Below are 26,177 nucleotides of genomic sequence, written 5' to 3'. Positions count from 1 at the left end.
GATCAGGGCATTGCAACATAGCGCTCCTCCACTTTTCAGACAAGGCGTTCCTGCTTTAGTCAAACTGATTGTCTGCCTATCCATCAGCATCGCATTGATGTTGATTGATTCTCGCTACAAGACTCTCAACCCCATTCGAGATAACGTCAACTGGATTCTGCGCCCACTTGAATATCTCATGCAGATGCCGCGCAATGTGCTTGAAGCCAGCTCTGAATATTTCACTACACGGGGCACGCTCGATAAAGAAAATCAAGCAATGAAAGTTCGCCAAGCGGAACTATCGTTGCTTGCAAACCAGTCTGAGTTTCTTCTCATTGAAAATCAAAACCTAAGAGAGTTGATGGACTTACAGAAACAGGTTCCATTTAAAACTCTACCAGTAGAAATTCTTTTTAATCCACCCAACCCTATTTCACAACGCATCGTGATCAATCGCGGTAGTAAAGATGGCTTAAGGGCTGGCAATCCGATTGCTAACGACGCCGGCATTCTAGGTCAAGTGGTGCGTATCTATGAACGCTCTGCAGAAGTTTCTTTGCTGGAAGATCGTGATTTTGCTGTGCCCGTACAAGTAGCCCGCAATGGTCTTCGTGCCGCCGTATTTGGCGCTGGGCGCGGCAATCCCCTAGAGCTACGCTACTTACCCGTCGCCAGCGATCTAGAGGTTGGTGATATCTTGATTACTTCTGGAATCGATGGCATTTATCCACCAGGCTTTGCAGTGGCTGTTATTAGCCGTATCGAACGTAATGCAGACAAAAACTCTTCGAACGTTTTGTGTGTCCCCGTAGCTGCTGTTAACCGCTATCGTCAAGCATTAGCGCTACTTTACGATCCGCAGTTTGATGCCAAACCCAGCGCCATCAATAAGTCTGGCCCTACAAGTCCCGCAGTCATGACCCCAGGTCGCCGCCAAACGCGTTCAAGAGGCATGCAATGATTGACTTCCAAAGCGGGTACATTCTGCGGCCTGCCAATCGACTCTTTATTTTTTTCAGCCTACTGTGTGCGCTACTACTCAACCTTTTGCCGATCGGCAACTATGGATGGGTTCCTGACTGGCTCATTATCTGCATCATTTTCTGGAATATTCATCAACATCGTTATGTTGGTGTCATTATTGCCTTTGCTCTGGGCCTGTTGATGGATGTCCACAACTCTGATTTACTTGGGCTCCATGCATTTAGCTATTCACTCGTTGCATTTCTTGCCATTTCTTGGCACAGGCGCATCATTGCGTTGAATGTTCTGACGCAAGCCCTACATTTATTGCCCATCTTTTTACTCGTCTCCTTATTTCCGGTCCTAATGCATTGGATTCTGAGTGGAGAACTTTACTGGTGGGCGCTGACGGGCTCTATACAAGCGCTGATTGAGGCCATGCTATGGCCCTTGGCCACCCGTATATTGCTAGCGCCCCAACGTCGACCAATTGATGTTGACCATAATCGTCCAATCTAGACGTCTGCATGGTTTCTTTTAAAAAACCGGATCTAAACTCTTTTCAAGAGCGCATCCATATTGCGACCATTTTCGTAACAGTTTGCTTTTTATTGCTTGTTACACGGCTAGTTTGGCTACAACTGATTAGTCATGGCAAATATGCCCTATTAGCCGAGAGCAACCGCATTGCACTTGTCCCTGCGCCAGCAAATAGAGGTCTTTTGATGGATCGCAATGGCATTGTCATAGGTAGAAACTATTCAGCCCTGACCCTTGACGTCAATGCTGAAGAAGTTAAGGGCAATGTTGATGAACTAATCGATAATTTATCTGAAATTGTCCTAATTTCCTCTAGAGATCGTCGTAATTTCAAGCGGTCATTAGAAGATTCTCGCAAAATGGGCACTTTCCCCCTGCGCTCCATGCTGACAGAAGCAGAAACAGCCCGTTTTATGGCCAACCGCTATCGCTTTCCAGGGGTTGAGATCCGTGCCCGCAGCTTCCGCGAGTACCCATATAACGAACTGGCCTCACATTTGATAGGCTATATCGGACGGGTTTCTCAAAAAGATAAAGAGCGCATGCAAGCAGAAATTGAGGGCGCAAAAGCTGATGACCCCGATGCATTACAAAGCTCTTTTCTTCCGGGTATTCAGTACGTTGGAAAAATTGGCTTAGAACAAAAGTATGAAACTGTCTTGCGTGGTGTTCCCGGCTACGACCAAGTAGAAATTACTGCAGGCGGAAATCCCGTCCGCACATTGTCAAGCTCGCCCTCCATCCCCGGCAAAAATATTGTTCTGTCAGTTGATATTAAATTGCAGTATTTGGTTGAAGAGCTCTATGGAAACTTTCGCGGTGCATTCGTCGCAATTGAACCTGAGTCAGGCGATGTTCTTGCCTTTGTATCGAAGCCCAACTTCAATCCAAATGATTTTGTAGAAGGGATTGATGCCGTCACCTGGAAAGAGTTGAACGACTCACCACAAAAGCCGCTCTATAACAGACCACTAAAGGGCATTTACCCCCCAGGATCGACTTATAAGCCCTTCATGGCTCTGGCCGCACTAGAAAACAAAAAGCGCACCCCATCTCAAACAATTTTTGATCCAGGCTTTTTTGATTTTGGTAATCACACCTTTCGCGATGATAAAAAAGGTGGTCATGGAACAGTGGATATGCAAAAGTCAATTGTGGAGTCTTGCGATACCTATTACTACATGCTTGCTCGTGATATGGGCGTCAACATGATTGCAGAGTTCATGAAGCCCCTTGGCTTTGGACAAATTACGGGAATTGATTTGCAAGGTGAATCCGCCGGCGTTCTTCCTTCTACCGAATGGAAGAAAAATACTTTCAAAAAACCGGAGCAACAAAAGTGGTACGAGGGGGAAACAATTTCTCTGGGAATTGGTCAAGGCTATAACGCTTTCACGATCTTGCAATTGGCTCATGCTATGGCCACTCTTGCAAATAATGGCACTGTTATGAAGCCTCATTTAGTGAAGGCGATCGAGGATCCCTTCACACGCAATCGCACACTGACTACACCAAAAGAAAGCTATCGCATTGATCTCAAGCCAGAAAATATTGAAGTGGTTAAAAATGCAATGATTGAAGTAAATCGCTCCGGAACTTCTGCTGCAGCATTTCAAGGGGTTAGCTATATCGCCGGTGGAAAAACAGGCACCGCTCAAGTGTTTAGTTTGAACTCCAAAGATTACAAACATGGTGCTACTGCAGAATTTTTACGCGACCATGCTTTATTCATAGCATTCGCTCCCGCCGATAAGCCTCGCATTGCGATTGCAATGGTAGTTGAGAACGCTGGTTTTGGTGCGCAGTATGCTGCACCTATTGCACGTAAAGCGCTAGATTACTATCTTGAAGGCAAATGGCCGAAGGAGGTTCCAGAATGGAAAAGAGCCCCGTAAGAAAAATCCGTAAGGCCTTTTATCATTTTTTCTTGGGACTAGATCGACAGCTAGGCCTTATTCTGCTTGGCTTGGCAGCTGTTGGTTTTTTCACCTTCCTTTCGGCCAGTCAAAATACACCGGTTCTGATTGAAGATGAATTACGCAATCTTGCATTGTCTTTTGTAGTCATGTGGAGCGTGTCACGCATTCCACCAAAGTGGCTTGAGCTTGCAGCCGTATGGATATACAGCCTCGGTGTTGTGCTACTCATTGCAGTAGCGGCGTTTGGTCTCATTAAAAAGGGTGCGCGACGTTGGCTCAATATTGGTATCGTTATTCAACCATCAGAGCTTATGAAAATTGCAATGCCATTAATGCTGGCCTGGTACTTTCAAAAACGTGAAGGTATACAAAAATCTTGGGACTATGGGGTCGCAGCAATCATCTTGGGTCTTCCTGTTTTATTAATTGCACGACAGCCTGATTTAGGAACCGCTCTTTTAGTTTTTGCAGCCGGAATGTACGTCATTATTTTGGCAGGACTTCCTTGGAAGTGGATTTTGCCTTTTGTGGGTATAGGCGTATTTGGCATTCTGCTAATGATCATTTTTGGGAGCACCCTTTGTGCTCAAGATCTTGCATGGCCATTTATACAAGATTACCAAAAACATCGTGTTTGTACTTTGCTTGATCCTAGTAGCGATCCACTGGGAAAAGGTTTTCATACCATTCAATCAATGATTGCAATTGGATCCGGTGGGTTTTTTGGTAAAGGCTGGTTTCAGGGTACCCAAGCGCATCTGGAATTTATTCCAGAAAAACATACCGATTTTGTTTTTGCCGTTTTCTCTGAAGAGTTTGGCTTGCTTGGCAATCTCGTTTTATTGGCACTCTTCTTTGCGCTCATCAAAAGAGGTCTAGCAATTTCTGCTAGTGCGCCCAATTTATTCACTCGCCTCTTAGGCGCATCGGTAACGCTGATTTTCTTTACCTATGCTTTTGTGAATATTGGCATGGTCAGCGGTCTTCTGCCTGTAGTTGGAGTTCCACTGCCGTTTATTAGCTATGGAGGAACTGCGCTAGTAACGCTAGGATTTGGTGCGGGGATATTAATGAGCATTCATCGTCATCGACGTTTAGTGCAAAGCTAAATCACCAACAGCGATGCTGCAAATTAATTTAACAGCAAAAATAGAAACAAAAAAGCCCGGCATGCCGGGCTTTTTCATCAACAAATTAAGATTACTTCTTACGTTTGTTAACTGAATCTTTAAATGCTTTGCCAGCAGAAAACTTAACAGTTTTAGCAGCAGCGATTTTGAGTGGCTCGCCAGTTTTTGGATTGCGGCCCATACGTGCAGCACGCTTACCAGATGAGAAAGTACCAAAGCCAATCAGTTGTACTGAGTCACCTTTAGTAACAGCTTTAATGATGTGCGCAATAGCAGAATTCAATGCAAATTCAGCTTTGGCTTTAGAGATCTCAGCGTCGTCAGCAATCGCTGCGATTAGTTCTGCTTTGTTCAAGTGAAGCTCCTTATATATATTGATGTCAGCGCCCAGTGCGCTTACATGATTTTAACCACAAAAAATTATAAAAATAAACGCTTTAAAAACAATATTTTTATTTCAACTGTTTATTCATCTAAAACAGTTATGTCAGATACAAAATATTCAGTGTCACCAAAACACGTTGTTGGCAGACCAATGTGTTGCTCGTACTTTAGGGCCACTTTTTTGCCTAGATTTGCATTAATTTTTTGCGCCACAGCATCTTCACGCACTGTAAAGAGGAATTTTTCAGACATTGTTCCTGGCATCGAGACCATTGCCAACTCACCCTCCCAGGTCTTGCAGACATAACCCCGATTTGAGAATTTCTGCACATAGCCAGCCCGTTCGCCACTGCCATAACTCCAATTGAGCATAGCCCAAGTATAGATAGATGTACCTACAATCCCAATAAATACAAGGCTTAAGAGCCATTTCATAAATTGATTCATTACCATTTCCCTGAAAAATGCTCCCTATTGACTGCCATTTGAAGGCTAAATTACAAGCTTCAAATTGACCTTTTCAAGTATAGGAGCATATTGAAATTAGAAATAGCTAGGGCGACACCTAGATACAAATTAAAATGGTGCATTAATGCTGACTGGTCAATTCCATGCAAATACGCCATATTGTTTTCATCATCTTTGTTGTCTCGGCAGTATTTGTCTACTTCCGTGGAAAGGTCCGCTTCGGTCTTGTTCGGTCTCTTACTGACTACCAGGTACTTTTAGCTCCGATCAATAGCCTGCTTTACCTTTTTTCCAAAGTAAAGGCGGGCGCCTATATTCCTGTCGGGCAATTTCCGGAACTACAGCCACTTCAGGACAATTGGGAAACAATTCGCCAAGAGGCGCTTTCCCTTAATGAAGGCGGCGCCATTGCTGCTGCAACAGGCTATAACGATATTGGCTTTAACTCTTTTTTCCGCACGGGCTGGAAGCGCTTTCATCTTTACTGGTACGGCAAAGATATGCCCTCTGCGCAGGCTAGTTGCCCAAAAACAGTTGCCTTACTGAAATCTATTCCTTCGATCAAAGCGGCCATGTTTGCCTCTTTGCCGCCTGGGGCAACGCTAGTGCGCCATCGCGACCCCTATGCCGGCTCCTTGCGCTACCACATTGGCCTGGTTACGCCAAACGACCCCAAATGCTTTATTGAGGTTGATGGAGAGCGATATTTTTGGAAAGACGGTGAGCCAGTGATATTTGACGAAACCTACATTCACCTAGCTGCGAACCAAACCGATCATCAGCGCATCGTCTTATTTTGCGATGTAGAACGGCCACTGTATACAAAGCCCATGCAACTGCTCAATCGGTGGTTTGGACGTCATGTCATGAGTACCGCATCCTCCCAAAACGTAGCAGGAGAAAAGGTCGGGGCTGTCAATATCCTCTTTGGTTACTTCTACCACCTCAGAGCTCAAGCAAAGAAACTCAAAGCCAAGCATCGCTCGGTGTATTACATTGGAAAATGGGTGCTTATTCTGGGGATTTTGTGGGCAATATTCTGGTAAATACTAGGGCGTCAAGAACTGTGCTATTTGCTCGGGAGTTATAGAGCCCCAAATCTCTAAACGTTTTTGGCGGCTATTTTGACCTGAAAGAAATCGGATTTGCTTTTGTGGAATTCTTAATTGCTTAGAAAGCCAAGCTATTAGCATTTCATTGGCTTTATTTTCAATGGCTGGCGCCTGTAACGAAATCTTTAGATAGCCATCGTGCAAGCCAACAACCTTGCTCACCTTAGCCCCAGGTTGGCAATGGATATTAAGCATAATTCCAGTGGGTGTTTGTTTTAACCAAATGGGCATCATCAAAGTACTTTAAACTCAAACCATGATTATGAAGAACTCCAGCGCCTTAGACCATTTATTTGAAAATAACCGTGCATGGGCCGAAGGCATGGTGGCCAAGGATGCCGATTTCTTTAAGCGCCTTGTTAATCAACAGGCGCCAGAATATCTTTGGATTGGGTGCGCTGATAGCCGCGTACCAGCAAATGAAATCGTTGATCTGATGCCTGGTGAGCTATTTGTGCATCGCAATGTAGCAAACGTGGTTGTTCACACCGACCTCAACTGTTTATCAGTTATTCAATTTGCAATTGATTTGCTAAAAGTCAAACATATCTTAGTGGTTGGACACTACGGCTGCGCCGGTGTTCATGCCGCACTAAGCGATCGACGCGTAGGGCTTGCAGATAACTGGTTGCGACACGTTAAAGATGTGCATCAAAAACATGAACGCTACTTAGGCGAATTACTACCAACCCCTAAGCGCCAAGATCGTCTCTGTGAACTTAACGTGATTGAGCAAGTTGTCAACGTATGTGAAACAACCATTGTCCAAGACGCCTGGGCTCGCGACCAGGAGCTCACTGTGCATGGCTGGGCGTATCGCTTGGATACCGGCATTGTTAAGGACCTAGGTATGTCTTGTAGCTCGATAGAAGAAATGGAAGTACGCTATAAAAAAACATTGACGCGCTACGACGCCGAGTAAAGCCACATTTGCTGAAAAATTTTTCCAACGAAGCTATTGTTTTTTTATTAAAGCTTTTTTCGATTCTTCCTTATAAATTATTAGTCGCTATTGGCTCTGGCTTAGGTTTTATTGCCTCCAAAATTCCCAGCGAGCGCAACCGTGTTGTTGCAACGAATTTACATTTATGCTTTCCCGAATTAAGTCCAGAAGCTATTGATCGATTAAGCACGAAACACTGGCGCTTATTAGGTCGGAGCATCGTCGAGAAAAGCATTATTTGGCATGGTAGCGAGAAGCAGCTAAGCAATATGATCGAAGTTCAATCGGCCGTAGACCTTGCCGATAGAAGACCGCGCATCTTAGTCAACATGCACTTCACTGGAATTGAAGGCAGCATTATTTTGAGTGCCCTTGCAGCAAAAAATCACTGGCCTCGTACCTCGGGATTCTTTCAGCGCATGAAAAGCCCATTCTTTAATCAGAAAATTATTGAGTGGCGCAATCGCTTCGGTGGCAACTCGATTGATCGCCAAGGAAATGCAATAGCGTTAATTCGGGAAATTCGCAAGGGCAGCTTTATCATCATTGCACCCGACATTGATTTAGGTCTCAAGGATTCAGTGTTTGCACCATTTTTTGGTATCCCCACTAACACTATTACCGCAGTCTCTAGACTTGCGAAAATTACAGGTGCAGAAGTTTGTATGATGATTACCGCTCTTAAGCCAGATGAGAGTGGCTACCTTTGCTCAATTAGCAAACCACTGATTGATTTTCCGAGCGAGAACCCTGAAGCAGATACTGCCCGCCTAAATGAAATTTTTGAAAGTGAAATTCGCCTAAGGCCGGCTGAATATTATTGGGTACATAAACGCTTCAAAAATCGTCCCAATAATGAGTCTAGCCCTTACTAAGCCTTCATTTAACTCTTCTTTTGTCCTATCATTAAGGGATGACAGAACGTATTGGGCTATTTGCCGATCTCCATAGCAATTTGGAAGCTTTTGAAGCCTGCATGGAAAGAGCGCAGGAACTCGGTGTAACGCGCATGGCTTTCTTAGGCGACCTGGTTGGGTATAACGCCGACCCAGCCGCTCTAGTTGATCGCGTTGCGGAACTTGTACAGTCTGGCAAAGCAATTGCAGTGGTCGGCAATCATGATGAGGCTGTATTTAAGGATTACAGCAAGCGCATGAATGCTAGCGCAAATGCTGCCATTGAATGGACAAAGGCACAGCTGAGTTCAGCCCAAGTAGATTTTTTAAAAGGACTGCCTCTCCTCATCAACGAAGAAACTACTTGCTATGTGCATTCATCAGCACATAAACCAGCAGAGTGGAATTACATCACCGACAGCATGAGCGCCTGGCAATGCGTCCAAAGTTCAGGAAAGTCTTACACCTTTGTGGGTCACGCCCATGAACAAGCTCTTTTTTATCAAAGTGCTGTTGGCAAACTCATTCGCTTTGCACCACATCCTGGTGATGAGGTACCGGTAATGAGTCACCGACAGTGGGTTGGCGTCGTTGGCTCTCTAGGGCAACCAAGAGACGGAAATCCCGAAGCCTGCTTTGCAATTTTTGAACCCGAAAACTCTGCACTGACTTTTCAGCGCGTTCCATACGACCACTTTAAAGCGGCAGATAAAGTGCGGCGTGTGGGTCTCCCAGAAGAATTAGCAAATCGTTTAATCACCGGTAAATAATTTACCCATGCCCATTAATACTGATATTGAAGCGGTAGATGACATATTTCAGGAAGGCAAAGTGGTTGATGGCTTTGTACTTGGAAAGGAGTTGCACCGCGGCGGAATGGCCAGTCTTTTTTCAGCTACTAAAGACGGCATCGACACCCCCATCCTTTTAAAGATTCCACGTGTTGGCAAAGATCAACCCGTCGAAAGTTTGATCGGCTTTGAAACCGAGCTGACCATCTTGCGCGCACTCAAAAGTCCTTATGTGCCAAAGTACCTTGGCTCTGGGAATATGGCAACACGCCCCTATATTGCAATGGAACAAGTGCCAGGGCGCCCGCTAGAAGAGTTGATTAAAGAAGGTCGGAAATTTAGTGTTGATGAAGTGATTCGTATTGGTGCCGATCTTGCTCAAGCAGTACAGTCATTACACTCACAGGATGCGATTCATCTCGATATCAAACCCGATAATGTACTGATTGATGCCCAAGGAAAATTAACGCTCATTGACTTCGGTCTCTCACATCACTCGCGCTTTCCAGATCTACTTGCCGAAGAAATGCGCAAAGGCATTGGCTCTGCTCCATATATTTCTCCAGAACAGGTATCTGGAATTCGATCTGACTCTCGCAGTGACATCTTCTCGATTGGCGTCATCATGTACGAACTGCTGACGGATGAACTTCCTTTTGGTAACCCGCAGTCAATGAGTGGCTTACGTAAGAGAATGTGGGCAGAACCATTTCCACCCAGATCCATACAAAAAGAAATTCCTCGGTGGCTACAAGAAGTAATATTGCGTTGCCTAGAAGCTAGGGCGGATGATCGCTATCAAAGTGCCACGCGCCTGCGCCAGGCTCTACGTGAACCTGAAAGCGTAAAACTCACGGAAAGATCTGAGCGCCTTGAACCGCCAAGCTTCTGGATAAATCTCAAGCGCTGGGTTAAGGCTGCCGGATATGAACCATCGCCAAGCCCCCTTCCAAGCAGAGGCAATCAGGATGCGCCGTTGATGATTGCAGCCATTGATACCCGCCAGTCTGACGAAGACTTACGCGAGCGGATGCAAACTACTGCAAAAAACTTATTGCAAGCCTATCCAGAAAGTCGCTTGATTTGCCTCAGCACGATTGCGAGCACACCAACCTTTGAAGGTAATCAAGAGAGCGAAACTGCTAGCGGTATTGTTCGAGGTCACTTGGTCCAGTTGATGGAGTGGGCCAAACCGCTCAAGCTACCACCAGAGCGCATCTCCTATCACGTACTCGAGGCAATGGATCCTGCAGCCCGTATCGTTGAGTTTGCAAAAGACAATGATGCGGCGCTTATTTTGATAGGCGCCTCTCATAAACTACCCAATAAAGTAACGCCTTGGAGAACTTCTATGACAAAGATTGTCGAAGAAGCCCCCTGTAGCGTTCACATAGTTAGAACCTAAGCTTTCAATCCTAACAACTTGGCGGCATTACCGCCTAAGATTGCCACACGCTGGGAATTGGTCAACCCAGGGGTGTTCATGACATGCTCTACTGGAAACTCTTCCCAAGGTATTGGATGATCGGTGCCAATCACCACTTGGCTTGCGCCAACCTGAGCCACTAAGTGGCGTAAAGCCTCAGGCGTAAACACCAAAGAGTCAAAGTAGAGTTGGTTCAAGTATTCAGTTGGTTGCTTCTTCAGCACAATATTGGGATTGCAATTTTGCGGTGAAATAAAGCAGCTGTGATCCATTCTAGGGGCATATGAACCCAAGAATCCACCGCCGTGAGCAGCCAATACTTTGAGCTGTGGATATTTATCCAATACACCTTCGTAAATTAAATGCTGGAGAGCAAGCGTTGTGTCTAAAGGATTGCCAATGACGTTGGACATCCAACCATTGCCCTTGAATCGGTCAGCCAATTGCGGAGTACTTTGCGGGTGAATAAAGAGGGTTACATTCAACTCTTGAGCCTTGGCTAGAACAGGATGAAATTTTGGATCGGCAAAATCCTGACCCAAAACGCTGCCGCCAATAGCTGCGCCACACAATCCTTGCTTCTTAACCGCATACTCAAGCTGCTGCACAGCCAAATCAGGATATTGCATGCTTAATGAGGCGAACGCAGCAAATTTATCTGGGCGTTGCGCGCAAAGCTCGGCCAAGTTCTGATTATTGATTCGACAAATTTCTGCGGCAGTATCGCGATCCTTGCGATACCAAAAAGGATTAATACTGAGCACCTGCATATCAATGCCTTGTGCATCCATAGCTTTAATGCGGTCTGCAATTTTAATGAAGTGCTCAGGACCGCCTTTGGTAGGCGGGTAAACAGACTTTGCCTCATCGCCCATCAAATCAATCGAATCCTGGAAAAAACAATGCGAATGAGTGTCGATCGTTTTCACTCTCTTGCCATTAATAAACACCGGGGTAACGCGTTTAGGTCCATTGCTTTGGGTTTCGGCTGCATGTAACAGGCCACAGCCACAAAACGTTAGGCCGCCCAAGGTTTTAGCAGAAGTTTTTAAAAAAGATCGACGACTATTCATTTGCAAATCTCCCTATTAGGATTTTTTTAAACCAAGCATTTCACGAGCATCATTTGAAGAAGCTAATTCACCGCCCATGTCATTCACAATGCGCTTGGCCCGAGTGACCAATTGAGCATTTGATTCGCACAGCACGCCTTTTTCCAGATAAATGTTGTCTTCCATACCTACGCGTACATGACCACCGTATAACCAAGCTTGGGCTACAAATGGGAATTCAGAACGGCTGATACCAAATGCGGCCCACTTAGCGCCGTGCGGCAATTGATCCCGCATATACAGCAGTGTTGCAGGATCGGTATTTAAACCATATTTAACGCCCATTACAAATGTGTACAGTCCTGGACCTTCAAGGGTTCCATCTTTAATGAGGTCTTTTGCAAGATTCAAGTCACCTGTGTCAAAAATCTCCAACTCTGGCATAACACCGGCATCACGAATCACCTTGGCCATTTTGCGTACGTTACTTGGTGTATTCATCACCACGTCTGGGCCGGAGTTCATTGTGTTTAGGTCTAGCGAGCAAATATCTGGCCTTAGCTTGGCAATATGCTCAACGCGCTTCATTGGGTCACACAAAGTGGTTCCTGGTCCAAATATTTTAGGATCACCTTCGGTTGGCACAAATCTACCACCAGGGCCGGTAGTGAGATTAATAATCAATTCTTTATTTTGCGCCTTGATTAAATCAATGACTTCTGCATAATGGTCTGTCTCCATTGATGGCTTACCAGTATCTGGGTGGCGAACATGGATATGCACCACAGCAGCACCCGCTTCGGCAGCACCAAGGCAAGAATCAGCAATTTGCTTTGGTGTAATAGGAAGATAGGGAGTCATTTCTGGTTTTGTTAAATTACCAGTAACGGCACAGGTTAGGATTGTCTTACTCATTGCTTTTCCTTTTAGGTTATTTTGATTGGCTTTTTAATGCTTAATAAAACTATTACAACCCCAGACAACAAAACAGCTACTCGCTTGCTGAATGTTGCTGAGGCACTGTTTTCTGAACATGGCTATGCCATGACAACGGTACGCGATATATCGGCTAAATCTAAAGTAAACCAAGCGCTGATCAACTATCACTTTAAAAATAAGCGCGGCTTGTTTAATGCCGTCTTTGAGCGTCGCGCTTCGACCCTGCTTCAAGAACGTGTAGACCTTTTGAATGCCGCAAAAATAAAAGCAAAAAATAAACCCATCCCCTTGAAAGAGTTGATTTACGCTTTTGTCTACCCACCCCTGAGAATGGCCACCGAGGATAAAGGCGGGCAAAGCTTTGTGAAGCTTCAAGCTAGACTTCATAATGAGCCCAAAGAAATTGAACACGCATTAAGAGCAAAGCTATATGACAAAGTTAGTCTTTTATTTGTTGATGAGCTAAAACGCACATTGCCAAAACTGACTGAATCTTCAATTTGCTGGCGGCTAATTTTTGTCATGGGTCTTTATCTTTATGTTGCCTCTAACACCGGACGCCTAGAGGTTATCTCTAAGGGCCGGGCCAAAGGCGGAAACTTAAAACAAGCGCTTCCTGAAATTCTTAATTTCTGTGAGCAGGGCTTTTTATCTGCCCCTAGTCAGCCTTAGCGCCTGTCTCCTTAACAATCTGAGCCCATCTTTTCACTTCTTCGGTGATGTAGTCACTAGCCTGCTTGCTTGTGCCACCCACAATTAATAAACCAGCCTGATCAAACTTATCCTTCATTTCAGGATTTGCTATTACTTGATTGATGGCTTGATTTACTTTTTGCACAATAGCCGCAGGAGTTTTGATTGGAGCAAATACTGTAGTCCAGGTGTAGTCTTTAATTTGAGGATAGCCCTGCTCTGCAAGCGTTGGGACATCAGGCAAACTTGCAAGTCGTTTTTCACTTGAAACAGCGAGAATGCGAACCTTTCCTTGCTTGGCAAACTGATAAACACCTGCGACAGCTGTACATCCTACTGGTGTTTCACCACTCAAGACTGCAAATGACGCTGGTCCAGCACCCTTATAAGGAATACTCGTGATATTTGCCTTCCAAATAACTTTAAATAAATTTTCACAAGTTAACTGGGGAGTGGTGCCATTTCCTGGGCTTGAATAGGAAAGGTTTTCCTTAGCAGTTAGCGCCTTTAATTCTGCGATAGATTTAACGGGAACATTTTCATTTACCGAAATTACATTAGCCTGCGTCGTTGCTACTACCACTGGTATAAAGTTTTTTTCGGGGGTATATCCAGCTGCAGCGCCATACAGGGTTGGGTTAACCGCAAAGGCTGAAGAAGTTACCAAAAATGTATACCCGTCAGGTGCAGCATTAGCCACGTATTGCGCGCCAATATTACCGCCTGCGCCCACCTTATTTTCAACAATGACTGACTGCTTCAAAATGTCAGCAAGTTGGGTCGATAAAATACGTGCCGTAATATCCACCGGGCCGCCTGGAGGAAACGCCACGATCAACCGAATTGGTTTATCTGGATATGGCGCAGCTAAAGCTAAACCCGAGAGCGATAGAAATGCTACTGCCGTCGCTTTTAAAAGCGACATTTTTATAATGTCTCCTCTACCACTTTTCAACAACTTCATTTTGTCTCCCCCACTTTTTATGGGATATATATATTTTTATTTAATTGCCAATGGATTTGTTGGTGAACCTACGGCGCCTGTAATAGGAATCGCTGGAGCAACAAACATGAACTCATAGATTCCATCCTTGGCGCAATCATCAGCCAAGTCTTTTACATAAAAAATCTCGCCCATAGTCATGCCCATAATTGGGATGGTGATCCAATGCCATGGTTGATTAATGCCAGCCTCAGACTCGTTAGGGCGCACTTCACAGCCCCAAGTATCACTAGCAAGCGCTGCTAATTCAGTGCGCTTAATCCACTCTAATGTTTCAAACGCAAAGCCTGGGGCATCGCCACCCGGATATCCATCCCAGCTACCAGCTTTAAGTTTTTCTTCCATCTGTCCAGTGCGCACAATAATGTAATCGCCACGCTTGATTTCAATGCCTTGTTTTTTTGCCGTATCGTCTAAATCTTGGCAAGTAATTCCATAACCTTCTGGAAGAGTTTCAAGCCCTTTAGCACGTGCCACGTCAAGTAAAATGCCGCGCCCTACCATCTTAGCTTTAGTCTTTTCGATACCGCACTTAGCAGCTCCAGCTGAAGACACCTCACGGCAGTCATAGCCGTTATACATATAGTTTTCATAAAATACATGTCCCAAGCCGTCCCACTGAGTACCGCACTGCAAAGGCATGGTAACCATGTCATCTGCAGCCCGAATGCCGCGCTTGTCTAGAACACCAGCATAAGCATCTGTACCAGTACGGATCATGGTGTGCACAGGATTAATACGACCCATTGAAGGGTATTTTGTTTTCGCGCCCTGAGGACCAGTGCTATCAAAATTTAAGGCCAGGGAAATTACTTTGCCCTTTTTGACCAATTGCGCTGCATTAACAATATCTTCTGGCTGTGTGAAGTTCAAAGTGCCGATTTCATCATCAGCACCCCATTTGCCCCAGTTTTTATATTTTTCTGCTGCGGCACTTAAGTCTGCACGGGTAATTTTTTTCATAATCTGCTCAATATTTGTTAGTTTGAGGAATGCTTGTTTTTAGACAAGCTTTTAAACAAGCGTTTAAATTATCAGTTTAAAAATGCCCTGTCAAGTAATCATTATTGTGCAGAGCAAAAAATTTAGTCTGGAAAGCGAGGTAGCCGCTCTCCACCGCTAGGGGCGGGGTGGCGGGCAGTATTCATCTCCATAGCCAAAAAGGTGTAATACCCGGCGATCCCAGCAAGATCTACCGCACCTTTTTTACCAAAACGCTTCTCGACCTTCGAATAGGTTGTATCTGAAACCCTTTTATAGCGCTGTAACTCTATGGTGAAGTCATAGACCATCGCCTCATCGTTGCTCATTCCCTCCGGGCGACGTCCCTCTTTAATTGCACCAGCAATTGCGGGGCTTAAGCCCCCATCTATTGCGATTGGATAGTGGATAGCCCATTCATAGTCCTGACTCCACTCGCGTGCTGTAATCAAAATGGCGAATTCACTGAGAGTTGTACCAATGGCGGATTTATAGCGCAAATAGTCCCCCATTGATCTGGCGTTGTTCATTAACTCTGGGCTGTACATCAGCATCGCAAAAGGTCCCCACGGCGCCTTCTTGCGCGCCTGCTCAAACTCTTGAGCTGCTTTTACCTGCTCGGGCGTGTACTGATCAATCGGAATGGTTGGCAATCGTGTCTGGCTAACGCCAATAATGCTGTAGGCCAAAATTATCAATATAAAAAGGGGTCTTATTAATCCAGCAATCATGCTATCTCCTCTCGCTAGGGCGATTAAATTATTTTCATAGTCTTTTTAGCAATTTAGCACGCGACCGCTAAATGATGGCATTTCTGCTCGATAATGGGCATATGGAAAAAGTACGCGTTTCAAAATTGCTCTCCGAGCTCGGACTATGCTCCCGCCGCGAAGCCGATGCCTATATTGAGCAAGGCTTGGTAACGGTTGATGGGGAGGTTGTGAATGAGCTTGGCGTGCGTGCCTACCGCCACCAAAAGATTGAGTTGCAATCAGGCGCTAAAGCACAACAAGCATCGCGAGTTACTGTAATCCTTAATAAGCCTGTAGGCTTTATTTCTCACTTTGATGACGAGCAGGAATATCAACCAGCGGCATCTCTAATTACCCCAGACAATTATTTCGCAAGCCCACTTGATAAGGGCCGCAGTCCCCGCTTCAATACGCGTGGACTAGCTCCTGCCGGACGCCTCGACATTGATTCAACAGGCATGCTCGTTTTAACTCAAGATGGACGTATAGCCAAACTGCTTATCGGTGAAAACAGCCCAATTGAAAAAGAATATTTAGTACGTGTAGAGGGGGCGCTCTCTTTTGAGGATCTAGATAGACTCAAGCACGGTCTTGAGCTTGATGGCGTCACCCTAAAACCGGCACAGGTAAGCTGGCAGAATGAAGACCAATTACGCTTTGTTCTTCGAGAAGGGCGCAAGCGTCAAATCCGCCGCATGTGCGAAATGGTTGGCCTTAAGGTTTTGGGTCTTAAACGTGTGCGTATGGGTCGAATTTCTTTAGGCTCCTTACCTGCCGGACAATGGCGGTTTGTTAGGCCCGAAGAGCAATTCTAAGTTACGCTCACACGCTTATAATGCTGTCCATACTTAGATAAGCGCAGAATTACCATCGACACCACAACCCCCAGCACGCCAGGCGCAGAAGTTCTACGTCGCCGCAGCTTTGCCATAATCTCTCACCCGGATGCTGGTAAGACGACCCTTACAGAAAAATTACTTCTGTACGCTGGCGCCATCCAAATTGCAGGTAGCGTTAAAGCCCGCAAAGCAACTCGTCATGCCACATCTGACTGGATGGAGATTGAAAAGCAACGCGGTATTTCAGTGGCGAGCTCAGTAATGCAGATGGAATATCGAGATTGCATCATCAATCTTCTTGATACACCAGGTCACCAAGATTTCTCTGAAGACACTTATCGAGTTTTAACTGCAGTGGACTCAGCCCTCATGGTGATTGATGCTGCGAATGGTGTGGAATCTCAAACACTACGCCTGCTTGAAGTTTGTCGTGCGCGCAATACACCGATTGTTACCTTCATCAACAAGATGGATCGTGAAGTAAAACCACCCATGGAGCTAATGGATGAAATTGAATCCGCATTAGGTATTGAAGTGGTTCCGTTTACATGGCCTGTAGGCATGGGTAAATCCTTTGCAGGCGTAATTGATATTGCGAATTCGCAGATGCGCATGTTTAAAGCAGGTGAAGATCGAGTGACCGAAAACTCTCATGCGATTGTGGATATCAATGATTCCGCACTTAAAGACCGCCTTGGGTCTGATCTTGTGGGCGCCCTTACTGAAGTAGACCTGATTAAAAATGCAATGCCAGCGTTTGATCGTGAAGCCTTCTTAGCGGGACGCCAATCACCCGTTTTCTTTGGATCTGCAATTAATAATTTTGGTGTACGAGAAATTCTCAACACCCTGGTAGAGCTAGCGCCATCGCCAGGCTCACGCAAAGCCCTGCAAAGAGAAGTGAGTCCTGCTGAAAATAAATTCTCAGCAGTTGTTTTCAAGATTCAAGCAAACATGGATCCCGCACACCGAGATCGTGTGGCATTCTTGCGCATCTGCTCTGGGCATTTTCAGCGTGGTATGAAACTAAAAATCTCTCGAAATAACAAAGAAGTGCGCACAAATAATGCGCTCTCATTCTTGTCTCAGCGTCGCGATATTTTGGATGAAGCGTATCCAGGTGACATCATCGGCTTACCAAATCACGGCCTCCTCAGATTGGGCGATACCTTGACTGAAGGTGAGCAACTGCAATTTACCGGCTTACCCTTCTTTGCACCAGAAATATTTCGCATGGTTGAGTCGGCAGATCCCTTGCGATCGAAACAACTGCGCACTGGACTCATGCAGTTAGGTGAAGAAGGCGCGATTCAGGTGTTTCGTCCAATGACTGGTGGAACCATGCTACTGGGAGCATTTGGACAACTTCAATTTGAGGTGGTAAGCCATCGACTCCAGACTGAATATGGTGCGGAGGTGCGCCTCTTACCTGCGCGGTATAACCTCGCGCGCTGGGTAAGCTCTGAGGATCCTGTTGCACTCAAGAAATTTACTCAAGAGAATATTCATCGCATGGCAGAAGACGTCGTGGGAGCCCTAGTATTCTTGGCATCACACAAATCTGAATTAGATGTTGCTCAGCAGCGCTGGGAATCAATTCAGTTCCATGCTCTCAGAGAGCATGCGGGACTCATCTATCAATCAGATTTAGCGGGCTAATCTGCAATCAAATACGGCGATTAATTGGCTATCGCTATTTCTAAATGATGCTAATTTTCCGTATTGTTCACAATAAGCGCTCGCCTTCTTAGTCAACTCAGCCATTGATTCGCCGCTACTGTTCAGAAAAGTAACTTGGTTCGCATCTGATGCATCGGTATAAACGGCAGTACATGCCATTAAGCTGAAACAGCTGAGCAAGGTAGCTAAATAATTTTTCATTGTTGAACTTTTTACAAATGTGGTCGCTAGTGCGCGAATCATGAACCACAACATAACATAGCGCCCGGCCTTTATAGCTGTTATTCTGAGAGTTGATCACTATTCCGCGCCCTAGATAGGGAGATTTGTGGGGTCACCCCAAATTTATCATCCAATACTCTAGGAAATCTATATGGCTGTCGGCCAAAACCAAAGAAATAGAAAAAATGATTCAATGCTTACCAAAACAGGAAAAGCTAGACTGGGCCCCCTTAATACCACTCAACTAACAGCGCTTCTTGAAAAAAGCACCAAACCTAAAGAAAAAGACAAAATTCAGCGCGCGCTGAACAAACAAGCAAAAACAGCAGTCCTTGCAGCGTAAATCAAAGGCCCCTAAGTCAATCTAATGGGGCCTCCTTGATTTAACATCAAGCAATATCTTTGTCGTATTATTTCCCCATGAAAACAACGCGCTTTTGCCTTGTGCGTCATGGTGAAACAGATTGGAATGTGGCACGACGCTTACAAGGCTATACCGATATACCCCTGAACCCTCACGGACTTGCACAGGCTACTCAGTTAGCTCAAGCCCTGGAAAAATCCCAACTGCAATTTGATGTCCTTTATACCAGCGACTTACAACGAGCCGCACACACTGCAAACGCAATTGTCGAAATTTTTCACACAACTGCAATACCTAATAGCGCTTTACGGGAACGTCATCTCGGCAATCTTCAAGGCCTCACTCTCGACGAGGCCTCGGTTGCCGAACCTGAACTTTGGCGAGCACACTTAGCTCGTGAGCTTGATCATGAACTATCTGGGGGCGAGAGCATTTCTCAGTTCGCAAGTCGCATCAAAGATGTGATGGAAAAATTGCGGCATGAGTATACTGGAAAAACTATTTTGCTCGTTAGCCATGGTGGAGTACTGGATATGATGTATCGAATCACTACCAATCAAGCGCTAGATGCAGAACGCACTGTGGTTGTCCCCAATGCATCCCTCAACTGGATTTCCCATGATGGGGTGTCGTGGAAGCTTGACCGCTGGGCTGATACGAGCCACCTAGATGGGATAAGTTTGGATAACTTAGACCTTTAGGGCACAGAAGTGGCCCAGCCTATTAACTTATTATTCAGTTATGCGATCGATTCTATTTTTCTTATTTCTTACAATCGCCCATGTGACATTTGCAATGGACGACGTACCTGATGGTCTGCCAGACCATGTTGTAGGAGATATCGGGGCAGCGGTTTACACCTCGAACCTCCATATTGGCACGGAAGGCACGCAGTCGCTCGTATTGCCTTATGCCTATTTTGACTACAAACGATTTTTTGCACGCATCGATGAAGTTGGAATTAAAACTTTCAAAATGGGATATGGCTATTTCGAGCTTGCAGGGAAAATTAATTTAGATAGCTATAAAGTTAAATCGCCAATCAACGGTAACTCCATCAATAGAAGCGACCCCATTCCTCTGGGGGTCGGCACATTTCAAGAGACGCCCATTGGTGCTATTTTTATCAATGCTTATCATGACTTTGGGAAGTCCAACGGCGCATTGTATGAAGCGCTTTATTTTGCTGAATTAGAAACCTATAAAAAAATTGTCGTCTATCCACAAATTGGCATTGAAAGACAATCAAGCCAGTATGCAAACTACTATTACGGCATCAATGCAGGCGAGTCCTCTCTCACTGGCTACAGCGCCTATATAGCGCCTGCTACCAATAATCTCATGGCGGGTATGATGATCGAAATCCCTGTAGCGGACAGCTGGTATGTCAATATCTACGGAAAGCGTAAATGGATGGGGGGCGGCATTAACAATAGTCCAGTAATGAATCGATCCTTCCAAGACAATATTTTTATGGCCTTAGCCTACCGATTCCATTAGCCTGGTTCGGTGTACTGGGCAGCGCAAATTAAAAAACGGTAATAGCCTATTGAAGCCCTACACAGCCATTTGGTGCAGGCTTACCAGCAAAACGCTCTTCAACCCAAGGCACAAACAATGGCTCAGCAACTGGCGGCGTTGTGTAATGAGTCTGCTCACCCTTCAGTTGAGTTCGTGCAACATTGGCGCCCAACTTACACATCTGCTCTTGATAAAGCTTGCCCATAAATGGCGGCACCGCGGTGTCTTTAGTGCCCCAATATATTGTTACTGGCGCAACTGGTTTCACTTTTTTAACACCACTCTCATAAATGGCATTCGCCCATGCAAGCGAATTCTTGGGCTTAGCGTTTAACAATGTTTTATAGGTGCTGCCAAAGTTATAAGTGATCGTATCAACAGCCGTATGAACGCATTTGCCGGTATAAATCTGATTGATTGCCTTAGCGCCCTCAGGGGTAAAAACATCCTCTAGCTGAAGATTGGAAAATCCATTTGGGAGCGCCCAAAAAGTCATGGAAAGATGTGCAAAACCCATGACATCACCAGAAAATGCCTGTACCAATCCGTCTATATACTTATCTGCAGAGGCCTGATCCTGTGGAGGCGTAGCGATCGTAGCGCTAACATCCGGGGGAGCCAAAGCAACAAATCCAACGAGCTCAATGCCATCAAACGCAGTACCTTTTTGTGCAATGTATTCTGGCGAACTAGCAGCAGCCAACACTGTGCCGCCACCTTGCGACCAACCATAAATCAGTGCCTTTTTACCTGCGCCGACTTCCTTCATGTCGCCCGCCGCGCGAATAGAGTTAATTGCATCTCTAGCTTGCGTGCCCGATACCATGTACTGATGCTTACCTCCGCCGCCAAGGCCCTGATAATCAGCTGCCACAATGACATAACCATCTTGAATAAAACGCTCTACAGCTGGCAGGCCATAGTCAGCGCCAGAATTACCGCCAATTAAAAAGTACTCGTTTAAAGCTTGCGCTGGGTTTGGTAACTGCGACGGGCCACAGTTTTGAGCTGTGCCTGTGGTGCCATGAGCCCATGCCACTATAGGTCGACCAGATTGGGGCGCAGGTCCAACTGGTGCCACAATAATGCCGGTAGAGATTGTTTTATGACCAGCCAAATCGGAAGAAATAAAAGCAATGCGCCAAGCTTGGGCACCCTTAACAGAGGTGCTGATAGATTCTTTTTTAATGATCTGGCCTAGCTTTCCATTAGGCGCCATCTTCATGACGGCCTCATAAAAAGCGGGCAAATAGACGCGTGTATTATCCTCGGCAGAAAATGCTAGCGCACTCACGCTGAATAAAAGAAACGCACTAATTAATCTAAAATTTTTTTTCATCGCTATTCCACCGGTCATTGGGCTTACTTATTTTTAGTCGGCAAGTTTTTTAGGGTTGCTGCATCATTTAATTGTTGATCAACTAAATACAAGGTTCCCCCATAATTTGCCTGGAGATCATATCCAGAGAGCCCCACAGTATAAAAGGTGATATCTGGATTGAATGAGCGAATCACTCCTCCCGAACCAGCCGAGAAGTTTGCGTCAATATCCATCCCACCCCTTTGGCCATCAATTGAAGTTAAGAGAAATTGATCGATTGCTTTAGGTGTTTTGAAAATAACTACCTGATACTGATCTTGGTATCCAGCGCCTAAGCCCTCACCGGTTTTAAGAGCCTCCATGAATATTGGTTCATTGCGACGCTTGTCATACAAAACGCCCTCTCCCCTGGCCACCACGATTAATACGACATTAATATTCGTAGTGCTAAAAACAGCATAACCAGCAGCCTCATCAATCTCTTTTTTAACTGCGCTATTTTGCTTGAGCAAGGCATCAAGCCCCGTTTTAGCCATCTTAATAGTAGCCTCCCGTTTCTGAGATAACTCAATCGGGGTTAAGGGCTTACCGTCCTTGCCGGTTGACTGACATCCAGCAAGAAAAATCAGGGATAAAAAGAGGGCTGCGGTGATTTTCTTCATCTTCACACTATATACAATTTATAGGGTCTATTTTTATGCCGTATTTTGGCAGCTGAACTGACCTTAAGACAGGATTTCACTAATCTCTATTAAATTCTGATCGGGATCTCGTACATATACAGAGCGAATCTTTCCAGTAGCGCCCGTTCGAATAACAGGCCCCTCAAGTATGGGCCAGGATCTTTCCTCCAGGTGGAGAATAACCTCGCTCAAAGGACGGCTAGCAATAAAGCATAAATCTAAAGAGCCTGGTGTAGGAAGCGAGGCCTTAGGCTCAAATTCTTTCCCCTGAATATGAAGGTTAATTTTTTGGGTGCCAAACTTGAATGCTTTACGCTCAACCAAGGGAGACCCCCCAAAGAAGGCCTCCAAATTCATGCCCAAGACACCTACATAAAAATCTACGCAAGCAACCTCATCCGCAGTTGTTAAAACCAAATGGTCTAGGTGATCAATCATTGCCTTGGGTAGCAGACTTATTAAGGCGTTGCCTTATTTTTTGATATGTCCATGATGAGCCTAGAGAGCAAATACATGCGCGGCGTAATAGAGCTCACCAAAATATACTCATCATCGTTTGAATGCGCGCCAAAACCTTGAACGCCCATGCTCTCTATTACTGGATTCTGAGTATTGAGCGCTGCAAATGCAGCATCAGTCCCGCCTCCTGCTGCTACCGTCCCTAAGACCAAGTCCCTACCAAGTTCTGCATAGATCGCCTTTGCATGCTCAGCCATTTTTAATGACTGCGGGCTGGTGACCAAAGGCGGGCGGCGACGCTCAAAAGACATTGCCACTCTTGCATCAGGAATTTGTTGGTTTTTGAGGCGCTCTTTTACTTTTTGCTCGACCACATCGAAGTCTTCGTTTTTCATAACCCTAACGTCAGCAGATGCAAATGCAACTGAAGGTATTACATTTCGATTCGTGCCAGCTGTAGCGAGAGTCCAATTCATCTTGATCCCTTCCTTCGGATCGGATAAATCACGCATTTGCTGTATTTGAAATGAGAGCTCTTCAAGGGCGTTGCGCCCTAACTCTGGGGCGGAACCAGCATGTGATGCCTTGCCTGTAATATTTAAATTAACCGCCGCTATTCCAGCGGTAGTTAATGCAACACGATCAGATTTAGCCTGTGATGCTTCACAAGAAAAAGTCGCATCATGTTCTGCGCCCAAACGCGAAAAATAGGCGCGGGCAGCAGGCGAACTAATTTCTTCGTCGCCATTAATTAAGACGGTAATTTTTCCATACTCATTAAATTTTGTTTTCTGCAAAATGTCTAGCGTATGCAGGATTAATGCAATACCTTGTTTGTCATCCGAGATACCAAGCCCATATGCCCAATCCCCGTCAATTCTAAAGGGCTGCTTTGCCAGCATTCCCTTTAGATATACCGTGTCCATGTGAGCTATCAGGAGTATTTTCTTGCTACCAGTTCCAGTGAATTCTGCTTTCACCATCCGCCCTGGTTTTGCAGGGGTATCGTACATCTGGTATGTGTCAGGGCCTGCCTCAATAAACTCAACCTTTCCGCCGAGAGCTTTAAGACGATTAAAAATAAGCAATGAAATCTTGTCTAAACCTTCTCGGTCCCTGCTACCCGATTCAATTGACACTAAATCTTTTAAGGTCGACAAGTAGGGCTTTTGCTCTTTATCCACTAGAGAAAATAGGGGCTCTTGGGGAGCAGAAAATACCTGCGGCGTATTTAAAAATATCAACCCAAAAAAGATGACAAGTTTTTTCATCGCAATCTCCAAATATTTTTTATTATTAATAAGCTTATTAGGTATTAGCCAGCACCATTCCCCAGTGCGGGTCTGCCTTAGGTCCCTGAGCTTTAGTCTCAGGATCGCAAGCCTGCAGTGCAGTAAAAGTTGTACTGAGAATATTTAAAAGAACGGGCTTCCCAAATTCAGCCTCCAAAATAGGTACCGCATGAATAGCAAACCATAATCCGCCGGGCATCAGTAAAGCCTGTGCATCTGGTGCCGCCCTCAGGGCCTCTCGCCCCAAGGCCAAGGCCAATTCATGATCTGCCAAGGCGCTTGCTGCTTTATTTTGAGAAAGTGATCGGCCTCGTGACTTACACGTTAGCACTTCAATTCCAGCGTCCGCTAAATATGCAGTGAGTCCAGCATTCACAGCATCTGACCATCGAGATGCAATAGCAATTTTGCTTGCGCCAAAATGCTTTAGGGTAGCAATGTGTGCCTCTGCATCGGTATCGCATTGCATGCCAGTTCTTGCTCTAGCATCTTCCATCAAAGCCAACATACGCTTTCTCCCCAATGCAGCGGCGACTGGAACTCCGCTCAAAGAAATTCGATCTACCGGCTTTTTAGCCAACAAATCTAGTGCCGAGTAAAAGGCGGGCATTTGTGACTCTACCGACTCTAATGTGTATTCGGCCAAATTAAGACCCGTTGTTACCAACATCATCCCCTCTGGCGCCACGCGATAAAACTGATACGAATCTAAGTCGGTGTAGCGATGCGGGATGATGTATCCCAATTGATACCAAGGGGCAATTGGATTTATTCCGCTTTGAGGCCCGCGCTCTTGACTACTTTCGACCATTTAATCATCTCCTTATTTATATAGCTAGTTAATGCCTCTGGCGTGGTGCCAAGAGGCTCAATTCCATTGGCATGAAGCATCGCTTTAAATGCAGGATCTTTGAGACTCTGCAGTAACTCAGCATTGACGCGCATCACAATATCGCGCGGAGTATTGGGGGGTGCAAGTACTGCGTACCAGACGGTTGAATCGTAACCAGGCACCCCTGCCTCAGCAATTGTTGGGACATTTGGCAGGCTAGATAAACGCTTATCGCCAGTGATGGCTATTGCGCGCAAACGACCAGCCTGAATGTATTGCATCGAACTTACTGCCGGCGCAAACAAGACCTTAACGTGACCAGCTAAAACATCTGAGAGTGCAGGTCCGCCGCCCTTGTATGGCACATGCGTCATTGGAATGCCGGTCATGCTAATGAGCAACTCTGCTGCCATGTGTGCGCCACTACCACTACCAGAGGTGGCGTAAGTTAATTTGCCATTTTCCGCTTTAGCGAGCGCCAGAAATTCCTTTACCGTATGGACTGGTAAATCAGGATTTACCAATAGCAAATACGGCGCCTCAGCAATTAAAGAAATTGGCGTAAAACTTTTAATAGGGTCATAGGGAATTTTTTCATAAAGCGAGCTATTGACCGCCAGCTGAGGTGTAAGGGCTAGTAGCAGGGTATATCCGTCAGCTGGGGCTCTGGAAACATACTCCATGCCAATGCTTCCTCCTGCCCCACCACGATTTTCAACTACCACCGCCTGACCAAGCCTTGCAGCAAGTTGCTGGGCTAGTGGTCTAGCAAAGCTATCTGTTCCGCCACCAGCGGGATAAGGCAATATCAGCTTAACAGGCCTATTAGGGTATGTCTCAGCAGCACTCAGAAAGCCTGCTTGGCACAAGAAAAATAGCGCCACAATTGCACGAAAAAAAAGTTTATCCACAGCGACTCCAAGAGGTTCAATGGCAAAAATGCTTATGTAATTGCCTCATGATAGCAATTTCTAAATGGATATTACTTAC

At 45.5% G+C, this 26,177-nt stretch carries 30 protein-coding genes; 15 read left to right on the top strand and 15 right to left on the bottom strand.

The features are described 5' to 3' along the window. The first annotated feature begins 10 nt into the window (after positions 1-10). Genes mreC through rodA form a run of 4 tightly spaced genes read left to right on the top strand, consistent with a single transcriptional unit; the run spans position 11 to position 4,513 of the window. On the top strand, positions 11-943 hold the full coding sequence (gene mreC / locus ICN46_RS00380; RefSeq protein WP_216203386.1) for a rod shape-determining protein MreC: 933 nt from the start codon (positions 11-13) through the stop codon (positions 941-943). Next, on the top strand, positions 940-1,464 hold the full coding sequence (mreD, locus tag ICN46_RS00375) for a rod shape-determining protein MreD (RefSeq protein ID WP_216203384.1): 525 nt from the start codon (positions 940-942) through the stop codon (positions 1,462-1,464). The genes mreC and mreD overlap by 4 nt, the downstream gene beginning before the upstream one ends. A gap of 8 nt (positions 1,465-1,472) precedes the next feature. Next, positions 1,473-3,380, top strand: coding sequence for a penicillin-binding protein 2 (mrdA, locus tag ICN46_RS00370; RefSeq protein WP_216203382.1), 1,908 nt, complete (start codon positions 1,473-1,475; stop codon positions 3,378-3,380). After that, positions 3,362-4,513 carry a rod shape-determining protein RodA gene (gene rodA, locus ICN46_RS00365; RefSeq protein ID WP_216203380.1) on the top strand — a complete coding sequence of 384 codons (1,152 nt, stop codon included), beginning with the start codon at positions 3,362-3,364 and terminating at the stop codon, positions 4,511-4,513. The genes mrdA and rodA overlap by 19 nt, the downstream gene beginning before the upstream one ends. Positions 4,514-4,604: 91 nt before the next feature. Here rodA and ICN46_RS00360 read toward each other — a convergent pair whose 3' ends face one another. Together ICN46_RS00360 and ICN46_RS00355 are read right to left on the bottom strand one after the other, a co-directional pair. Continuing rightward, positions 4,605-4,889 carry an HU family DNA-binding protein gene (locus tag ICN46_RS00360; RefSeq protein ID WP_216203378.1) on the bottom strand — a complete coding sequence of 95 codons (285 nt, stop codon included), beginning with the start codon at positions 4,887-4,889 and terminating at the stop codon, positions 4,605-4,607. 110 nt (positions 4,890-4,999) lie between these two features. Beyond that, positions 5,000-5,365 (bottom strand): DUF8785 domain-containing protein, encoded by a 366-nt coding sequence (locus ICN46_RS00355; protein WP_216203376.1) that lies wholly within the window; start codon positions 5,363-5,365, stop codon positions 5,000-5,002. Positions 5,366-5,535: 170 nt separating this feature from the next. Between ICN46_RS00355 and ICN46_RS00350 the strand changes: the two genes are divergently transcribed. Beyond that, positions 5,536-6,432 (top strand): aspartyl/asparaginyl beta-hydroxylase domain-containing protein, encoded by an 897-nt coding sequence (locus tag ICN46_RS00350; protein ID WP_216203962.1) that lies wholly within the window; start codon positions 5,536-5,538, stop codon positions 6,430-6,432. A 3-nt stretch (positions 6,433-6,435) separates the two neighbouring features. Here ICN46_RS00350 and ICN46_RS00345 read toward each other — a convergent pair whose 3' ends face one another. Next, the gene (locus tag ICN46_RS00345; RefSeq protein ID WP_216203374.1) at positions 6,436-6,693 is read right to left on the bottom strand and encodes a DUF167 domain-containing protein; all 258 of its coding nucleotides are present in this window, start codon (positions 6,691-6,693) and stop codon (positions 6,436-6,438) included. Between the two features lie 61 nt (positions 6,694-6,754). Here ICN46_RS00345 and can point away from each other — a divergent pair, with 61 nt between their 5' ends. The 4 genes from can to ICN46_RS00325 are packed head-to-tail and all read left to right on the top strand — an operon-like array spanning position 6,755 to position 10,533. Next, entirely contained in the window at positions 6,755-7,420 is a 666-nt protein-coding gene (can, locus tag ICN46_RS00340; protein WP_216203372.1) for a carbonate dehydratase, read from the top strand. A gap of 8 nt (positions 7,421-7,428) precedes the next feature. Then, positions 7,429-8,316 carry an LpxL/LpxP family acyltransferase gene (locus ICN46_RS00335; RefSeq protein ID WP_216203371.1) on the top strand — a complete coding sequence of 296 codons (888 nt, stop codon included), beginning with the start codon at positions 7,429-7,431 and terminating at the stop codon, positions 8,314-8,316. A gap of 38 nt (positions 8,317-8,354) precedes the next feature. Then, on the top strand, positions 8,355-9,107 hold the full coding sequence (locus ICN46_RS00330; protein ID WP_216203369.1) for a metallophosphoesterase family protein: 753 nt from the start codon (positions 8,355-8,357) through the stop codon (positions 9,105-9,107). Positions 9,108-9,114: 7 nt separating this feature from the next. Continuing rightward, complete coding sequence (locus tag ICN46_RS00325) at positions 9,115-10,533, top strand: serine/threonine protein kinase (protein ID WP_216203367.1); 1,419 nt, start codon at positions 9,115-9,117, stop codon at positions 10,531-10,533. On the opposite strand, the gene ICN46_RS00320 is transcribed toward ICN46_RS00325, so the two are convergent. Together ICN46_RS00320 and ICN46_RS00315 are read right to left on the bottom strand one after the other, a co-directional pair. Continuing rightward, positions 10,530-11,627, bottom strand: a complete 1,098-nt coding sequence (locus ICN46_RS00320; RefSeq protein ID WP_216203365.1) for an amidohydrolase family protein — start codon at positions 11,625-11,627, stop codon at positions 10,530-10,532. The two genes, ICN46_RS00325 and ICN46_RS00320, sit on opposite strands and share 4 nt — an antisense overlap. 15 nt (positions 11,628-11,642) lie before the next feature. Beyond that, the gene (locus ICN46_RS00315; protein ID WP_216203363.1) at positions 11,643-12,521 is read right to left on the bottom strand and encodes a beta-keto acid cleavage family enzyme; all 879 of its coding nucleotides are present in this window, start codon (positions 12,519-12,521) and stop codon (positions 11,643-11,645) included. Between the two features lie 36 nt (positions 12,522-12,557). On the opposite strand from ICN46_RS00315, the gene ICN46_RS00310 reads away from it, so the two are divergent. Beyond that, a complete protein-coding gene (locus ICN46_RS00310; RefSeq protein WP_216203361.1) occupies positions 12,558-13,217 on the top strand; it encodes a TetR/AcrR family transcriptional regulator in 660 nt (219 codons plus the stop codon). On the opposite strand, the gene ICN46_RS00305 is transcribed toward ICN46_RS00310, so the two are convergent. From ICN46_RS00305 to ICN46_RS00295, 3 genes are all read right to left on the bottom strand, one after another. Then, positions 13,204-14,163 carry a Bug family tripartite tricarboxylate transporter substrate binding protein gene (locus ICN46_RS00305; protein WP_216203359.1) on the bottom strand — a complete coding sequence of 320 codons (960 nt, stop codon included), beginning with the start codon at positions 14,161-14,163 and terminating at the stop codon, positions 13,204-13,206. The two genes, ICN46_RS00310 and ICN46_RS00305, sit on opposite strands and share 14 nt — an antisense overlap. A gap of 75 nt (positions 14,164-14,238) precedes the next feature. Beyond that, positions 14,239-15,204 carry a cyclase family protein gene (locus tag ICN46_RS00300; protein WP_216203357.1) on the bottom strand — a complete coding sequence of 322 codons (966 nt, stop codon included), beginning with the start codon at positions 15,202-15,204 and terminating at the stop codon, positions 14,239-14,241. A 122-nt stretch (positions 15,205-15,326) separates the two neighbouring features. Beyond that, positions 15,327-15,953: a carboxymuconolactone decarboxylase family protein gene (locus tag ICN46_RS00295; RefSeq protein ID WP_216203354.1), complete on the bottom strand. Its 627-nt coding sequence runs from the start codon at positions 15,951-15,953 to the stop codon at positions 15,327-15,329. A 101-nt stretch (positions 15,954-16,054) separates the two neighbouring features. Here ICN46_RS00295 and ICN46_RS00290 point away from each other — a divergent pair, with 101 nt between their 5' ends. Together ICN46_RS00290 and ICN46_RS00285 are read left to right on the top strand one after the other, a co-directional pair. Next, entirely contained in the window at positions 16,055-16,789 is a 735-nt protein-coding gene (locus tag ICN46_RS00290; protein ID WP_216203960.1) for a pseudouridine synthase, read from the top strand. A 54-nt stretch (positions 16,790-16,843) separates the two neighbouring features. Then, on the top strand, positions 16,844-18,472 hold the full coding sequence (locus ICN46_RS00285) for a peptide chain release factor 3 (protein WP_216203958.1): 1,629 nt from the start codon (positions 16,844-16,846) through the stop codon (positions 18,470-18,472). Here the strand turns inward: ICN46_RS00285 and ICN46_RS00280 are convergent. Next, entirely contained in the window at positions 18,461-18,694 is a 234-nt protein-coding gene (locus ICN46_RS00280) for a hypothetical protein (protein ID WP_216203352.1), read from the bottom strand. The genes ICN46_RS00285 and ICN46_RS00280 overlap by 12 nt on opposite strands. A 172-nt stretch (positions 18,695-18,866) precedes the next feature. Here ICN46_RS00280 and ICN46_RS00275 point away from each other — a divergent pair, with 172 nt between their 5' ends. From ICN46_RS00275 to ICN46_RS00265, 3 genes are all read left to right on the top strand, one after another. Beyond that, positions 18,867-19,058, top strand: coding sequence for a hypothetical protein (locus tag ICN46_RS00275; RefSeq protein WP_216203350.1), 192 nt, complete (start codon positions 18,867-18,869; stop codon positions 19,056-19,058). Positions 19,059-19,135: 77 nt separating this feature from the next. Then, positions 19,136-19,780 carry a histidine phosphatase family protein gene (locus tag ICN46_RS00270; protein WP_216203348.1) on the top strand — a complete coding sequence of 215 codons (645 nt, stop codon included), beginning with the start codon at positions 19,136-19,138 and terminating at the stop codon, positions 19,778-19,780. A gap of 94 nt (positions 19,781-19,874) precedes the next feature. Then, positions 19,875-20,579: a MipA/OmpV family protein gene (locus tag ICN46_RS00265; RefSeq protein WP_216203346.1), complete on the top strand. Its 705-nt coding sequence runs from the start codon at positions 19,875-19,877 to the stop codon at positions 20,577-20,579. Positions 20,580-20,625: 46 nt separating this feature from the next. Here ICN46_RS00265 and ICN46_RS00260 read toward each other — a convergent pair whose 3' ends face one another. From ICN46_RS00260 to ICN46_RS00235, 6 genes are all read right to left on the bottom strand, one after another. Further along, on the bottom strand, positions 20,626-21,939 hold the full coding sequence (locus ICN46_RS00260) for an alpha/beta fold hydrolase (RefSeq protein ID WP_216203345.1): 1,314 nt from the start codon (positions 21,937-21,939) through the stop codon (positions 20,626-20,628). Between the two features lie 23 nt (positions 21,940-21,962). Continuing rightward, complete coding sequence (locus tag ICN46_RS00255) at positions 21,963-22,583, bottom strand: lipid-binding SYLF domain-containing protein (RefSeq protein WP_216203343.1); 621 nt, start codon at positions 22,581-22,583, stop codon at positions 21,963-21,965. Positions 22,584-22,646: 63 nt separating this feature from the next. Further along, entirely contained in the window at positions 22,647-23,042 is a 396-nt protein-coding gene (locus ICN46_RS00250) for a VOC family protein (RefSeq protein WP_216203341.1), read from the bottom strand. Positions 23,043-23,062: 20 nt separating this feature from the next. After that, positions 23,063-24,334 (bottom strand): glutamate carboxypeptidase, encoded by a 1,272-nt coding sequence (locus ICN46_RS00245; RefSeq protein WP_216203338.1) that lies wholly within the window; start codon positions 24,332-24,334, stop codon positions 23,063-23,065. Positions 24,335-24,371: 37 nt separating this feature from the next. Then, complete coding sequence (locus ICN46_RS00240; RefSeq protein WP_216203336.1) at positions 24,372-25,166, bottom strand: aspartate racemase/maleate isomerase family protein; 795 nt, start codon at positions 25,164-25,166, stop codon at positions 24,372-24,374. Further along, entirely contained in the window at positions 25,124-26,098 is a 975-nt protein-coding gene (locus tag ICN46_RS00235) for a Bug family tripartite tricarboxylate transporter substrate binding protein (protein WP_370625459.1), read from the bottom strand. Before ICN46_RS00235 ends, ICN46_RS00240 begins: the two co-directional genes overlap by 43 nt. Positions 26,099-26,177 lie beyond the last annotated feature (79 nt).

It is taken from the genome of Polynucleobacter sp. Latsch14-2, assembly GCF_018881925.1.
GTDB lineage: Bacteria > Pseudomonadota > Gammaproteobacteria > Burkholderiales > Burkholderiaceae > Polynucleobacter.
Note: the sequence above shows the minus strand (reverse complement) of the source record. Positions and strands in the feature narration are given on the sequence as shown.